This window comes from Eubacterium sp. AF34-35BH (assembly GCF_003477765.1).
Taxonomy (GTDB): Bacteria; Bacillota; Clostridia; order Lachnospirales; family Lachnospiraceae; genus Eubacterium_G.
In genome coordinates, this window is record NZ_QUDZ01000003.1 from 272,750 (window position 1) to 287,941 (window position 15,192).

At 32.5% G+C, this 15,192-nt stretch carries 16 protein-coding genes; 5 read left to right on the forward strand and 11 right to left on the reverse strand.

The annotated features are described in order from the left end of the window. Positions 1–19 precede the first annotated feature (19 nt). The 4 genes from rpoD to DWZ69_RS04870 all read right to left on the reverse strand — a co-directional run bounded on the left by rpoD (position 20) and on the right by DWZ69_RS04870 (position 3,595). A complete protein-coding gene (rpoD, locus tag DWZ69_RS04855; RefSeq protein ID WP_117998785.1) occupies positions 20–1,279 on the reverse strand; it encodes an RNA polymerase sigma factor RpoD in 1,260 nt (419 codons plus the stop codon). Between the two features lie 144 nt (positions 1,280–1,423). Then, positions 1,424–2,320 (reverse strand): cation diffusion facilitator family transporter, encoded by an 897-nt coding sequence (locus tag DWZ69_RS04860; protein WP_117998784.1) that lies wholly within the window; start codon positions 2,318–2,320, stop codon positions 1,424–1,426. A 21-nt stretch (positions 2,321–2,341) separates the two neighbouring features. After that, positions 2,342–2,740 (reverse strand): hypothetical protein, encoded by a 399-nt coding sequence (locus DWZ69_RS04865; RefSeq protein WP_118436330.1) that lies wholly within the window; start codon positions 2,738–2,740, stop codon positions 2,342–2,344. Between the two features lie 9 nt (positions 2,741–2,749). Then, positions 2,750–3,595 (reverse strand): HAD-IIB family hydrolase, encoded by an 846-nt coding sequence (locus tag DWZ69_RS04870; protein ID WP_118436332.1) that lies wholly within the window; start codon positions 3,593–3,595, stop codon positions 2,750–2,752. Positions 3,596–3,823: 228 nt separating this feature from the next. Between DWZ69_RS04870 and DWZ69_RS04875 the strand changes: the two genes are divergently transcribed. Both DWZ69_RS04875 and DWZ69_RS12325 read left to right on the forward strand, forming a co-directional pair. Next, complete coding sequence (locus DWZ69_RS04875) at positions 3,824–4,393, forward strand: accessory gene regulator B family protein (RefSeq protein ID WP_118436334.1); 570 nt, start codon at positions 3,824–3,826, stop codon at positions 4,391–4,393. Beyond that, a complete protein-coding gene (locus DWZ69_RS12325) occupies positions 4,393–4,524 on the forward strand; it encodes a hypothetical protein (RefSeq protein WP_278286600.1) in 132 nt (43 codons plus the stop codon). The genes DWZ69_RS04875 and DWZ69_RS12325 overlap by 1 nt, the downstream gene beginning before the upstream one ends. A gap of 129 nt (positions 4,525–4,653) precedes the next feature. Here the strand turns inward: DWZ69_RS12325 and DWZ69_RS04880 are convergent, their stop codons facing one another. The 4 genes from DWZ69_RS04880 to DWZ69_RS04895 all read right to left on the reverse strand — a co-directional run bounded on the left by DWZ69_RS04880 (position 4,654) and on the right by DWZ69_RS04895 (position 8,240). Beyond that, positions 4,654–5,928 (reverse strand): GHKL domain-containing protein, encoded by a 1,275-nt coding sequence (locus DWZ69_RS04880; RefSeq protein ID WP_117998780.1) that lies wholly within the window; start codon positions 5,926–5,928, stop codon positions 4,654–4,656. Further along, complete coding sequence (locus DWZ69_RS04885) at positions 5,921–6,655, reverse strand: LytTR family transcriptional regulator DNA-binding domain-containing protein (RefSeq protein ID WP_118436336.1); 735 nt, start codon at positions 6,653–6,655, stop codon at positions 5,921–5,923. Before DWZ69_RS04885 ends, DWZ69_RS04880 begins: the two co-directional genes overlap by 8 nt. Before the next feature lie 175 nt (positions 6,656–6,830). After that, a complete protein-coding gene (locus DWZ69_RS04890) occupies positions 6,831–7,979 on the reverse strand; it encodes a hypothetical protein (RefSeq protein WP_118436337.1) in 1,149 nt (382 codons plus the stop codon). A 48-nt stretch (positions 7,980–8,027) separates the two neighbouring features. Then, positions 8,028–8,240, reverse strand: a complete 213-nt coding sequence (locus tag DWZ69_RS04895; protein WP_118436339.1) for a hypothetical protein — start codon at positions 8,238–8,240, stop codon at positions 8,028–8,030. A gap of 286 nt (positions 8,241–8,526) precedes the next feature. Here DWZ69_RS04895 and DWZ69_RS04900 point away from each other — a divergent pair, with 286 nt between their 5' ends. After that, complete coding sequence (locus DWZ69_RS04900; protein ID WP_158573362.1) at positions 8,527–9,390, forward strand: LysR family transcriptional regulator; 864 nt, start codon at positions 8,527–8,529, stop codon at positions 9,388–9,390. 176 nt (positions 9,391–9,566) lie between these two features. Here DWZ69_RS04900 and DWZ69_RS04905 read toward each other — a convergent pair whose 3' ends face one another. Together DWZ69_RS04905 and DWZ69_RS04910 are read right to left on the reverse strand one after the other, a co-directional pair. Then, entirely contained in the window at positions 9,567–9,875 is a 309-nt protein-coding gene (locus DWZ69_RS04905; protein WP_199521872.1) for an AzlD domain-containing protein, read from the reverse strand. Then, the gene (locus tag DWZ69_RS04910; protein ID WP_117998775.1) at positions 9,865–10,581 is read right to left on the reverse strand and encodes an AzlC family ABC transporter permease; all 717 of its coding nucleotides are present in this window, start codon (positions 10,579–10,581) and stop codon (positions 9,865–9,867) included. The genes DWZ69_RS04905 and DWZ69_RS04910 overlap by 11 nt, the downstream gene beginning before the upstream one ends. Positions 10,582–10,994: 413 nt before the next feature. On the opposite strand from DWZ69_RS04910, the gene pdxS reads away from it, so the two are divergent. Both pdxS and pdxT read left to right on the forward strand, forming a co-directional pair. Further along, entirely contained in the window at positions 10,995–11,867 is an 873-nt protein-coding gene (gene pdxS / locus DWZ69_RS04915) for a pyridoxal 5'-phosphate synthase lyase subunit PdxS (protein ID WP_118436343.1), read from the forward strand. A gap of 9 nt (positions 11,868–11,876) precedes the next feature. Next, positions 11,877–12,443, forward strand: a complete 567-nt coding sequence (gene pdxT / locus DWZ69_RS04920; RefSeq protein WP_118436345.1) for a pyridoxal 5'-phosphate synthase glutaminase subunit PdxT — start codon at positions 11,877–11,879, stop codon at positions 12,441–12,443. A gap of 461 nt (positions 12,444–12,904) precedes the next feature. On the opposite strand, the gene DWZ69_RS04930 is transcribed toward pdxT, so the two are convergent. Continuing rightward, positions 12,905–15,109, reverse strand: a complete 2,205-nt coding sequence (locus DWZ69_RS04930) for a PTS transporter subunit IIABC (protein WP_118436347.1) — start codon at positions 15,107–15,109, stop codon at positions 12,905–12,907. Positions 15,110–15,192 lie beyond the last annotated feature (83 nt).

A 15,192-nucleotide genomic window follows, 5' to 3' on the forward strand; every position in this document is an offset into this window, starting at 1 on the left:
TTTTCTTTTTTAGTTAAGTTTACTCGCCTAAAAAGTCTTTAATTTTCTTACTTCTAACGGGATTTCTTAACTTTCTTAAGGCTTTTGCTTCAATCTGTCTGATACGTTCTCTTGTAACACTAAAAATCTTACCAACTTCTTCAAGTGTTCTAGGATGACCGTCTCTTAAACCAAATCGAAGAATAATAACCTCACGCTCTCTATCTTTTAAATCCTGTAATAAAACATCTATATGATCACGAAGCATTACTGATTCAATGTTTGCCTCAGGAGTAACAGTATTATTATCTGCTACGAAATCGCCAAGGTTTGAATCATCTTCCTCTCCTATAGGAGTTTCAAGTGATGCAGGTTCTCTTGCAATCTGCATAATTTCTAATACTTTTTCTTCTGTCATTTCAAGTGCATCTGCTAATTCCTTAGTTGATGGTTCATAACCTAACTCTAAAGTAAGCTTTCTTTGCATCTTTGACATTCTGTTAATAGTTTCTACCATATGAACAGGTACACGGATTGTTCTGGCATGATCCGCCAATGCTCTTGTAACCGACTGTCTAATCCACCATGTAGCATATGTACTTAACTTATAACCTTTAGTGTAATCAAATTTTTCAACGCCCTTTATAAGACCTAAATTACCTTCCTGAACTAAGTCAAGAAAACTCATTCCACGTCCTGTGTATCTCTTTGCGATACTTACAACCAGACGTAGGTTTGCCTCTATTAATTTTTCTTTTGCAATAGGATCTCCCTCAGTCTTGCGTTTTGCAAGTTCTAACTCTTCCTCTGCTGTTAACAAAGCAACAGTACCAATTTCCTTTAAATACATTCTAACAGGATCTTCTGTTCCTACACCCTCGAGCAAATCAATAGCATCTAACTCTGCTGAACTTTCCTTATCGTCTTCAAAATTCTCGTCTGTAGAATCCAATAAATCCTCTTCGTCCTCAGCTACCGAAGCAATATCTTCGTCAGTTGGTTCTGTAACATCAGTAATTAAATCAACATTAATTTCTACCATTTCATCACTGTCTGACATATCCTTTACTTCCGTTTCTTCTTTCTGAGGAGCTGTATTATCAGAACTTGTATCCTTCTTGGCTATAACAACAGCAACATTATGTTCTTTAATTTTTGTAAGAACTGTACTTTCCTGCTTAGCAGTAAGCTTGTCCTTACTAAAAAATTCTCTGATTTCTTCTGTTGTTAATTTGCCAGCTTTGTTCTGACCAATTGCAACTAATTCCTCAATTTTCTGATTAAAATCTTGTTGTTTCAATGCAATGTCCTTTCTAAAATCGAAACTTTGTTTCTTTTTTAAGTATCTGTCGGTCCAACATATATTATACACAAAAAATAGCCGGTGTAAACCGACTATTTCAAAAAAACTGCTTTTTTGTTGAATAAAGTACCTTATTGATAACTATTGCTTCTTTTTATGCTTATAACCATACGGATTCACATGTACAACACAATGTTTTACATATTCAAAATTCTTTTCAATGTTGTCATGAACCTGCTCTGCAATAGCATGTGCATCCTTTAAAATTAAATTTCCGTCAACACTTATTTCGATTTCAACGTAAATTTTTGTTCCAAACATTCTTGTCTTTATTAAGTCAAGCCCTTTTACTCCGTCAACATTATGCACTTCTTTTTTCATTTTTTCTATTGTTTCATCATCACAGGCTTTATCAACCATTTTATCAATGGCTTCTTTTGCAATATCAAAGGCAACTTTTATGATTACCAAGCCAATAACGCAACCCATAATAGGATCTAAAATCTTTAGTCCTAACATTGCACCTGCTACACCAATCAAACTTCCTACAGATGAAAGTGCATCGGATCTGTGGTGCCATGCTTCTGCCCTTAATGCATCGGAATTAATTCTGTTAGCATTAATCTTTGTATACCAAAACATTCCTTCCTTTGCAATAATTGATACAATGGCTGCAAATAATGCTATTTTTCCAGGTGTGCTTATTGGTGCCTTAGTGTATATTTTATTAATTCCTTCGTAGGCTAGCATTGCACCGGTAAAAAACAATATTGCACCAAGGGCAAGGCTTGCAAGACATTCTAATCTGTCATGACCGAAAGGATGGTCTGCATCTTCCTTCTTTTTTGAAACTTTCACCCCAATTATTACAATTATGGAGCCAAACACATCTGAAAGGGAATGTATGGCATCAGAAAGCATTGCCATTGATTTTCCAAATATTCCTGCCAATAATTTTAACATACTTAAAACAATGTTAAGTACAATACTCACTGTTGATACTTTTACAGCGGTTTTTACAACTAATTTGTCATCCATTTTATACCTCTATTCCTGTTTTTAATCTAAATCATCAGGAGATACAATTGGTGACCAACCATCATTTTCACCAGGATATGCTTCTGACTCTTTTTTATCTGTGTTCTTCTTTTTTGATTTTTTACTTTTCTTTGTTGTTTCCTCATACACACTTACATTCTGAAAATAATCAGTTGTTTCATTATTCTCTGTTTCAGTTACTTCAGGTAAAGTTGCATACTCTTTTGTGTCTGTTTCTTCTTCTTCTTCTTCTCTCTCTGTGGTAAAATTTGTTTTTATTTTTTCTTTAGCTGATGTTGTTTCAACAGTTGTTTCATTTATATTATTCGTATCTTCTTTATTACTAAAGCAAGTTACAAGTATTACTAAAAGCACTATAACCACTAACGCTATAGCTGTTATTTTAACTTTCTTATTCATTCTTTTCTCCTATTGTTTTGCATCTATGTTATTTTCCAGTTCCTCAATTATGGCAGCTATTGCATCATTTGTATTTGCAACTGTTATTCTGTCTGCTGCTTCTTTCACACTGTCTATAGCATTATCTACAGCATAGCCAATGTCAGAGCTTTCAAGTAATGACAAATCATTTTCATAATCACCTATGCCAATAGTAGTATGAACATTTTTGCATACATTTTCCTTCATGTACTTAACAGCAACACCTTTTCCGCTGTCAATACTTTGTATTTCAAGCCCGTTAGCCCAGCTTGTATCAAATCTAAATTCCTGACCGAACTTTTCTTTTAAATCCTTTTGAATAATATATGTTAAATTCTCCGGTTGCATTACTACTATCTTAAATATTTCAAAAGGCATCTCATTAAATGTTTCATCTATACTGCCATCACCTTTTTTATGTTCAGAAGGCTTATAACCCACACCGGTGAATTTGCCTTCACTTGTAACACCATTAATCCAAAGTTCCCATATATCATATTTTTCTAATATGTACTTAATCATATTAAGACACTTTTTCGATGAAACCGTCCATGTTTCTATGGGCTTATTATTTTTTGTATCATATAATAATGTTCCATTTAAAGAAGCCATAGGGGCATTGATTTCAAATTGTCCTTTAAACATTTCCAAATGATTAGGAAAACGACCTGTTGCAAGTGTAAACAGTCCACCTTCACTTTGGAAATATTTAATTGCCCTAACGTTCTTTTCTGAAACCTTTCCAATATCATAGGTAAGTGTTCCATCACAGTCTGTACATATTAAATATCCAAAGAACTTTCCTTTACTACTTTTTTCGTTATCTAAGTTCATATATTCTCCATCTTATAATTAATAAATATGTAACCATTGTATTATACCATAATTTTAAAATTAAGGTGATTATATTTTTCCTGCCTAGCGGCTCTGTTCCCTTGTTCTATTATTTTTATTGTGCGTTTTTTTGCCATTTAACATACTTTTTCATAATTTTCGTTTACTTCCTGTAATTGCTTCTATACTTAAATGGCTTTTGGGCTAATAAAAGTATGGGAGTTTTAAATGAATATATTTAGTGAACTTGAAACTGAATACAACTACACTCATAATGAACTGCTAATGGCAAAGTATGTTCTTACATGTATTGTTTATGAAGCCAGTAAAATTTTTTTACTTACAATAATATTTTATTTTTTACATAGACTAGATGTATTTGCAATTTCATTTATTTTTCTATTTATTCTTAGAACTAATGGCGGTGGTCTACATTTTAATAATTACTTTATGTGCTTTATTTCAACACTTTTTCTGTTCCTGATGACTACTATGATTTTGCCTGACTTAGTTACGGTTTCGTATGGTTCTATGGTTGTTTCCTCTTTTATTTTTATACATGCATTGTTAAAAGTCGGTCCTATAGCCTCACCTCTCAGACCTAAGGCAAACGAGAAAACAATTATCCAATGCAAGATTATTTCTGTTAGTGTAATTATATTTTTTATTATTTTAGCTGGCATTTTCAATTTGATGGAAATTGGGAATTTATATATACAGGTTATTTACCAAACTATTCTGCTTCATGTTTTTCAACTTGTAGTTGCCAAAATTTTACGAAAGAGAGGTCTGTATTAATGAGAAAAATCAAATTATCTACAATGCATACAATTTGCAATTTTTGTCTTGCATTAACTATTTGGATTAGATTTTCAAAATTCAGTTTATGTCTTTTAGGCGAGCCAGAATATCCTGATTTTGAAGAATAATTAAAAGAAAAAGATGAAGTGTTTCTGTTTAACAAAAGCACTTCATCTTTTATTTTCATTCTAGTTATATCTTGAAATTTTATATACAATATTGTTTGTATTTGGTTTATAATTCCAACTTAATATGTTCTACTTGTAAATTACAATTTCAAATACAATATGATTTTCATTATTAATCATTTGATTATAAGGCATAATATCATAGCTGTACTTGTCTGCTAGTTCTTTAATTTTTCTAAGACCAAGTCCACCATGATTTTCTTTTGAACTGTACCCTTCCTTAAACAGTTCTATAATTTTATTCTGTTCTATTTTTTCACTAATGTTTGTAACCTTAATGGTCAGCTTATCCACTGTTTCCATTATATGAAAATTAATATTTCGCCTAGCTTCTTCCATTTGTTCAACTGCTTCTTTAGCATTATCTAAAAGTATTCCAATTATTTCATTTAAATGAAATATTGATATGTATTCGATTCTTTTTGTGGTAACAGCAAAATTATAATGAACTCTGATTTTTTCATTTTCTATTTCTGAAACTTTGTTAAAAACGTAGCCTGCCAAAATAGGTTCCTGTATTGTATACAATATACTGTCGTATCTGTTATTTTCTTTTATTTTCTGAATATATTTTTCTTGTTTTTTTACTAATTCATCAAAATCTTTTATTGAATGTTGCATCCCTTTGATTGCTAAAAGATGATTATGAAAATCATGTTGATTTTTCCTTGCATGATTAATCAGCTGTTCAAAAGATTCACTGCACATTCTTGAAATATTTATTTCATCTTCCTTAAGTTTCAGCATGTAATTGGACTTTTGCAAACTGTAAATTATATACGCAGTAACCAACATGAACGCCAACATCATGGCATATATTTCAATAGGAATTTTACCTGTAATTTTGAAAATATGGGCAAAATAAAAATAAATGTATATTAGAACAAACATAGATATAATTATTTTTATCCCGCTATTTTCAAGAAATTCCTTAGTCTTACTGTATATGTTAGTTTTCTTTAGTAATTTTAAAATAATAAAAACTCCGCCATTAGTTATTAGAACCAGCAAATCTTCATAAGGCACCAAATAGTAAAGCAACCCCATTGGCAAGAACAAAACTGTCTGCAAAACTGTAACCAGACACAATGCCACACCACAAATACATATTGCATCCACCATTCTTTTCTTCAATTCTACAACCACGTATAGTCCAAGAAGTCCATACACTATGCAAACCCCTTTATCCCATATTAAATCATTAATAATAGCTATTGTTATTCCTAAGCCAATTGCTAACAACATAATTAAATACACATCAACTTTAACTGAAACACCTACTATATTATGTATTAAATAAACAATAGCCAGTATTTCTACCAGTAAAAATAAGAACTCAATCATTCTCTAATCTCCTTAAAAACTCTTTTTTCAAACGTGGTCCAATTTCCAGTTTTCCCCGATTTTCAACAAGTGTAATATAACGGTTTGTTCCATCGATATTATGAATATACTGCCGGTTTACAACTGTATTTTTGTTACACTGTATAAAATCCTTTGATGCTATATCTTCCACTATTTTCTTACAGGACTTGTATGGTGCTTTATATTTACCATCCCTACAACAATAAACAATATATTTATTATGATTTTCAACATACACAATATCCTTTGTTCTTAAAGAGAAAAGAATTCCCTGCCTTTTATAATATATTATTTTTTCTATGTCTTCACTTTGCTTAAATTCTAGAGCTTCTTTTACAGTTTCCGCCAATTCTGAAACGTCATACGTTTTTTCAAAATATCTAAAACAATGCAGATAATTATATGCGTGATACTTGGGATCTTCCAAAGATGAAGTAATGATAATAGGCGAAAATCTATATCTTGGAACTGTTCGAATACGATCTACAAAAACAATCCCTGATACATCTCCTAAAACTTTCGTGTCTAAAACCACATCAACAATGAACACATCAATGTTCTTTTCCATTGCGATTCTATAAGCTTCAGAAATATTTTCTGCCTTATAAAGAATAGTATTTTCTATGTTAATCAAACTATCTGTTACCAAATTCATATAATACTCACTGTCCTCAACAATAAGTATCTTCTTCTTTATGTTTTTCATATCTGCCCCACTTTTCTTTCGTAATTTACAATCAGTATAATTTTAAAAATATTTTTATGCAACGAAAATCTGAAATTTAAACAAAGAATGTTACTTGCGACATTCTGAAGGAATTTCTTATTACAAAAAATGAGGGGCTGTATGCCCCTCAAAGTTATTTTGTCTATTTATGAAATTATTTTGCCTGTTTATATTTAAATGTTGCAAGACCATATGATTTTGAATCAGCTGGTGTAACCTTGAAATAGTATGTACCTTTCTTCCAGCCACCCCATGTTGTTATCTTGCTCTTGCTACCATACCATCTAAATGTCATGTTCTTTATTGCTTTTCCTTTTTTATTGCAAATCTGAAGTTTCCAAACTCCTGTTACATCACCCCTCAAGTCAAAATAAGGATGGCGATTCTTCTTTAAGGAAATCTTATACCATTTTGCCGACTTATCTCCCGGTGTAATTAAACATTTTGCTGACTTTTTATTCTTAATAGTAATTGCTTTTTTTCTATTTGTAGCCATTTTTACTTTTACGGCTGTATTCTTAATACTAATAGACTGTAAAGTATTGGCATTAATACCATTTGATTTTGTTACAAAATAGTAAACTGCCCCCTTCTTTACATAAACATTATATTTGTAACTATAAATTGATGATACCCACTGTTCAGTAAGAATATCACTCTTCTTCTGATTTTTAAATGTTAAATAACTTCCCCAATAATATGGTAATGATACTGTAACTTTTCCTGTTGCTTCTGCCTTATACTTAAATGTATAAATATCTGAGCCCTGATCTCTATAATACTTAATTGTCTGACCAGACTTAATAGTTCTTTCTGCTCTTGGGAAAAATCTATATGATACTGTAATTGAGTCAGTAAACTGCTCATTATTAGGTGTATAGAATAAGTTTGTTTCCAAACGTAAATAATATGTATTCTTTGAACCTAAAGCTACATATTTTGTGCTATTTGAATCTCCCACATTAAAACTATCATACAAGCCTGATACCTTGTTTGTACAAGCTGCATCTGTGTACAGTGTCATGTGAAAAGTCTTTTCTACTTTGTTTGCCTTTACATTTATTTCTAATGCACCACTTTCGCTGACCTTAACAGGAATTACAACTCCTGCTGTGTTATATAAAAGTTTTTTCTCTAAAACAGTGTCCTGATTAAAAGTATATGACTGTGTTACTGCCTTCTCACTACCTGTCATTGCTCGTGTTGGTGTTACTGTAGTTGCTGCCATGGTTGTAAATGTCATTGCTAACATCATAACAAGCATAGATGAAGCAACTGTTAATAGTTTTGTAATCTTTTTCATAATTACCTCCTGATATTTTTTATTCGGAGACTATTATACTTTATAAATTTATTTAATTTCAACTGATTTTACATTTTTTTTACTAAAATATGCTATTTTTCCTATTGTTTTATTGTTTATTATTTTTCTTTCCTGTTTTTCACCTTGTTTTATTCTTTTTTCTTTTTTTAACTTTGTTTTTAGCAAATAAATCTCTGCACAACTTAGCATCGCAAATAATACAAACTGCAGTACACAAATTATATTCAATATAATTTCCACTTTTATTCCTCGCCCTTTTATTTTTTAATTTTTTTGACTTTTGCATCAAATATTGTTGATATTAGATGTAGTTAAAACGTTTTTATCCTACAAAAGAAAATTGGCAGACCCGGAGGCCTGCCTTTCTTTGTTGCTATAGGAATCAACAATCGCACGTTATTATTGTATATTACTTTTGCAAATATAAAAAATACTTTTTTCTATATATAATTATAAAGAATACTTTATGAATTATATTTGCATTTTATTAACCTATATATTAGAATCGTTTTACAGGAGGTTCGATATGGAATTACTTCAGCTTAAATACTTTAAAGATGCCGCAGAATTAGAGAATTTTTCTAATGCTGCAAAGAAAAATATGGTGCCACAGCCTTCAATCAGCTATGCAATCAAAAAACTTGAAGAAGAACTTGGTGTACGACTTTTTGACAGAACCGGTAGAAATATTATTTTAAATGAAAACGGTACATATTTTTATAAACAGGTATCTACTATTTTAAATACAATTGATGAATGTAAAATTCATTTTTCTAATGTTACACAAAACGAAATAACCATATATATTCAAGACGGAGATTTTTTCATTTCTCCCCTTACAGCAGATTTTTGCTTTAAATATACCCACACACATTTTAAGTATGCAACAGTTGAAGAAGTAATGCATTCTGAAAAAGTGCCTTATGATTTTACATTTATGCAACCAATATGTGATTTGGATGACTTTAATTATGAAGTTTTATTAGAAGATGAATTTGTTGCCATTGTGCCGGCAAATCACCCATTAAGCAAAAAAGATGAAATTTCACTTTCTGAGCTAAAAAACGAAAACTTTGTAGGGTTATATGACACAATTCCGATTCGTGTAATGGTAGACAACTACTGTATGAATACAGCAGGCTTTACTCCTAACTATGTATTCAAATTCCATGAAGACTTTGCCACTATACACAGAGTTTCACAAAACGATGGCGTTGCTATTTTGACAAAAAAATATTATATGATGCATCCTGATAATAACGTTAAGATGCTATCCATTAAAGAAAAAGATGCCAGCAAATTACTTCTTGCCTGGCCTAAAGATAAGATTTTAACTCCTTGGGAAAAGGAATTTCTAGATTTTTCAAAAACATGGTTTAAGAACTTATAATATATAATGGATTTTTTCATTACATAAAAAGCTATAGATTAACTGTTAAGTTTAACTTGTACAAACTTATTGCTAATCCATAGCTTTTTAATGTTTTATAGTTTAATGTTCTCTAATTTACTTTCTTATGGCTTAACGCTTTATAAATTAATTTTCATAACTTAATCTATTATAATTTAATAAATTATTAGTTCTACAACAAATACAAGTACACAGCTTATAACTGCAACCTGAAACAAATTACCGCCTTTCCAAGCTAAAATCACTGCTCCTATTAAAGCAATTAAACCTGACCACATAGTCTGTGTGGATGTTAGTATTGCCGGGAAAGTCATTACAGCCAATGTAACATAAGGCACATAATACAAAAAAGATTTAATGAATTTGTTATTAATTTCTTTTCTAATCAAGGTTAAAGGAAGCACTCTGATTAAATATGTTGCTAATGACATAGCCAAAATATATACATATATGTTATTCATGATTCTCCTCCTTTACCGGAAATAATATTGCCGCAACTGTTGCAATAATTACAGTTAGTATCATTATTTTGATTCCGGAGGATATTCCCTTGAGAACTGACAATGTACTAAAAATATAACTTAACACAAAACTTACAATAATTACTCCTGCCACTATTTTATTTTTCCTGCCTTCCGGTATGATACAGGCAATAAACATGCCATACAAGCCTACACTTAATGCACTGACAGCTCTTAGTGGTAGGGCATTTCCCATAATCACTCCCAGTGCTGTGCCAACTACCCAGCCTGGAGAAGCAACAGCTATTAATCCAAACATATAATATGGATCCAGCTTTCCTGAAACAGATATTGAGGCACCAAATATTTCATCAGTTATAAAATATCCCATTACAAGTCTTTTCCACATTGGTGTATCTGCGGGAATTTTCTGACTTAATGAACATGACATAAGCAGGTACCTTGCATTTGCTATCATTTCCATCAATACCATTACCAAAATGTTAGCATTTGCACCTATTAATGTAAAAGCTATGTATTCTCCTGCTGATGCATGAAGACCGAAACTTGTTACTGCCGCCTGAAATGCTGTAATTCCAACATTTTTTGCCTGAATTCCTAATGTAAAAGATACAGCAAAATACCCTAATGCAATAGGGATTCCACCTTTTAATCCTTTACAAAAATTACTCTTGTGATTCTCTATCATTTTTACTTAATCTCTCGTTCTTTATTTTATCTTATGAAAGTGTTTACAGGTCTTTTTGTTTTTTCAAAAAAATCTTTCTTACAACCTAATAGATTATAACTTTAAACCATATTTTAATCAATGTTAAATATTCAATCTTTATTTTATCTTATGGAATATTTAATCTTCCTTTTTAATCCTTGGGGTAATTTTCTTTTTTCTCTCGTTTTTGTTCATTTTAATCTATATTTTCACTTTATCCTGTTTTTTTTCGTTCTTTTACTTTTCTTACATCTTTTATATTTTTGTTCTGCATCTTAATCTGGTCTTATTGTTTATGTATTTTTTGGTTATTTTACTATACCCACTTTCTGTATTATGATTTTTGCCATAAGATTTCTACAACAAAAGGAATTAGACATAGGAGGTTCAAAATGAGCGAAAGATATCAGTTAAACAAAGAATTGGCACAAATGTTAAAAGGTGGCGTTATTATGGACGTTACAACACCTGAGCAGGCAAAAATTGCAGAAGCTGCAGGAGCCTGTGCAGTTATGGCACTTGAAAGAATCCCTGCAGACATTAGAGCTGCCGGCGGTGTTTCAAGAATGAGTGATCCCAAAATGATTAAAGGTATTCAGGAAGCTGTTTCTATTCCTGTTATGGCAAAATGTAGAATTGGTCATTTTGCAGAAGCACAGGTTTTAGAAGCAATTGAAATTGATTACATAGATGAAAGTGAAGTATTATCACCTGCTGATGATGTTTATCACATTAACAAAAGAGATTTTAAAGTACCTTTTGTTTGCGGTGCTAAAGATTTAGGTGAAGCGTTAAGAAGAATTAACGAAGGTGCTTCTATGATTAGAACTAAGGGAGAGCCCGGAACAGGTGACATTGTTCAGGCAGTACGTCACATGAGAATGATGAACAGCGAAATTGCAAAACTTACAAGCATGCGTAAAGATGAACTTTTTGAAGCAGCTAAACAGCTTCAGGTTCCTTACGAATTGGTTGAGTATGTACATGATAACGGAAAATTACCTGTAGTAAACTTTGCAGCCGGTGGTGTTGCTACTCCTGCTGATGCTGCGTTAATGATGCAACTTGGTGCTGAGGGTGTATTCGTTGGCTCAGGTATTTTCAAATCAGGAAATCCTGAAAAACGTGCTAACGCTATTGTTAAGGCAGTTACAAACTACACTGATGCCAAACTTATCGCAGAACTTTCTGAAGATTTAGGTGAAGCAATGGTTGGAATCAATGAACAGGAAATTGCTCTTTTAATGGCGGAACGTGGTAAGTAGGAGGCTTTTATGACTATTGGTATTTTGGCAGTTCAGGGAGCTTTCATAGAACACGCAAAGGTTTTAGAAAAACTTGGCGTTTCATCTATTGAATTACGAAAAGCCTCTGACCTTGAAAACCATATTGATGGACTTATTTTACCGGGTGGAGAAAGTACAGTTCAGGGAAAACTTCTCCGGGAACTTGGAATGTATGATATTTTAAAAGAAAAAATCGAAAATGGGCTGCCTATTTTGGCAACCTGTGCCGGCATGATTCTTTTGGCTTCTCAAATTGACAATGACACTACAAGTCATTTTGGCACAATTCCAATGACCGTTAAGCGTAACGCCTACGGCAGACAGCTTGGAAGCTTTCATACTACAGGAACTGTAAAAAATATCGGTGAAGTTCCAATGACTTTTATTCGCGCCCCTTACGTTTCAGACACTACAAATGCCGTTGAAACATTGGCTGTTGTTGATGGCAAAACCGTTGGTGTAAAATACAAAAATCAAATGGCTTTTGCTTTTCATCCGGAACTAGACGACGATTTACAGATACATAAAGCTTTTATTGAGCTAATCAAAAAATAAAAAGGGGCTGTCGCTCTAACGATTTATAATCGTTAGAGCACAGTACCTTTTTTGACCATTGTCATTCTTATACTTTCTGGTTTTTGAAATCTCGTAATTGACAGGTTTTATGAAAGCCGTCTAATTGTTTTCTTCCGGAAAAATGTAATTTTCCTCGCTTTCATATCCGGCATCGGCAATTATGTTTTTGTATTTGAACTTAAGATGTTTTTCTGCATCCCTTTAATTTCTTTTGCTCAAAATAATTCTCCCCATTAAAAATCCCAATAAAACCCAAAAGGCAAACTGACAATATTAAAAAGAAAACAAGGAAAACTTTGTTTCTTAATTTATTCATCCATATACTCCAATCTGCATCCTAAACCTCTAAGTGCCTTAATAGAAACTTTGGAATCAATTGCTTTTATTTTGTATCTACGGCTATTTTATTTTTAACTTTTTAAATTTCCAAACCTTACTCTCTACTTATAAATATCAATCGCGAAAAGTTCTTCCCCAGCTTTGACTTCTCTTACTTTTATTACTCGGATTTTCTCATTGTCTTTTAATTCCGTACACATAACCGGTGTATCAAGAGATGGTGCATTTTTCTTCAAATAGTCAATATCAATTTTCATTATTGGCTCGCCTTTTTTCACCTTCTCACCCTGTTGTTTTAGAATTTCAAAACCTTTCCCCTGTAGCTTTACAGTATCAATTCCCACATGGATAATCAGGCTCACCCCATCATCTGTTGTAAAACCTATTGCATGTTTTGTATCAAAGACAAAAGAAATCTCACCATCTGCTGGAGCCTTAATAACACTATCCGTTGGTGTAACTGCTACTCCGTCTCCCATCATTCTGCTTGCAAAAGCCTCGTCATTTACTTCACTTAAATCTTTTGCCACACCTGTAACGGGACTATAGATAATTTTAGTGTCTAATGCAAACTTTCCAATATTATCTCTATTATTTTGATTCTCCAAAATGCCACTATTATTTTCACTACTGTTAATTCTTTCATGCCTGCTATCGTTGCTGTTTCCAGACTTCTCACCAACATATTCTATATTTTCCGCAGTTTCTAAATAATCTTCCAAATTAGATTTTATTACAGTAACTTTCGGTCCATAAATAATCTGCACGCCGTTGCCTTTGTGAATTACTCCCGAAGCTCCAGATGCTTTTAAAATATCATCATTTACAAGTTCAGATTTAAAAACCGTACATCTAAGTCTTGTTGCACAGCAATCTACATCCGAAATATTTTTCTTGCCACCTAGTCCATTGCAAATCATTTGCGAAATTTTGTCTACTGCTTCTTCATTTGCAGATTTATCATTCTGCCAATCGTTCTTACCTTTTTTTGCTTCCACATCACTTCTGTTATAAAGCTTTACTTCATCGCTATCATCTCTACCTGGAGTTTTCAAATCCATTTTTTTAATAAGAAGTGTAAAAAGAAAATAATACACGATAAAATACACTACACCAACTACCACAATCCATATCCAGTTTGTCTTCCTGTTTCCCTGCATTATTCCAAATAGAAACATATCAATAAGTCCACCTGAAAAAGTCATTCCTACGCCAACGTTAAATAAATGCATAAGCATATATGCAAGTCCTGCCAACACACAATGTATTCCGTAAAGAACAGGTGCTACAAAAAGAAATGTAAATTCGATGGGCTCTGTTATCCCTGTAATCATAGATGTTAAGGCTGCTGACAATAACAAACCTGATACTGCTTTTCTTTTTTCAGGCTTTGCAGTTTTGTATATTGCAAGTGCTGCCCCCGGCAGTCCAAAAATCATTAAAGGGAATTTACCTGACATGAATCTGGTTGCAGAAACTGCAAATTTTGAAACAGTTGGATCTGCTAACTGGGCAAAGAAAATATTCTGAGCCCCTTCAATTAACTGACCGCCAACTTCCATGGTTCCACCCACTCCTGTTTGCCAGAACGGTAAATAAAATACATGATGCAAACCAAATGGTATAAGAAGTCTTTCCATAAATCCGTACACCCATGTGCCAACATAGCCTGAATTAAGAACAAATTCCCCCACAGAATATATACCGCTTTGTATTACCGGCCAAACAAAAAACATTAAAATTCCTACCAATGTGTAAACCAACGCACTAATAATGGGTACAAACCTAGTACCTCCAAAAAAGGACAACACCTGATGTAATTGAATTTTGTAAAATCTGTTGTGAAGTGCCGCCACACCTAAACCTACAATAATTCCACCAAATACACCCATTTGAAGAGAGGTAATACCTACTACATCGGCTGTTGCACCCCTAAGCATATTTTCCGCTCCACCGTTAATTGTAATCATGGCTCCAATTGATGCATGCATTATAAAAAAAGCAATTGCTGCTGAAAGTGCTGCAACTTCTTTTTCTTTTTTTGCCATACCAATTGCCACGCCCATTGCAAAAATAATAGGCAGGTTGGTAAATACAATATTCCCTGCATCACTAAGAACTCTGAAAATCCCATTTGCAATTGTTCCCGGTCCCATTAACTTCCACAAACCATAGGCTTTAAGCATTGTTTCATTTGTGAAGGAACTGCCAATTCCAAGCAATAACCCAGCCACAGGTAGTATTGCAATTGGCAACATAAATGATCTTCCTATACGTTGCAACACACCAAAAATTTCATCTTTCATAAAAAACTCCTTTTACTAAGAATAACTTTTATTTATCTAATTATTATTCTTAATAAAAGGAGTCAGTTTATACCTGCTAAAAT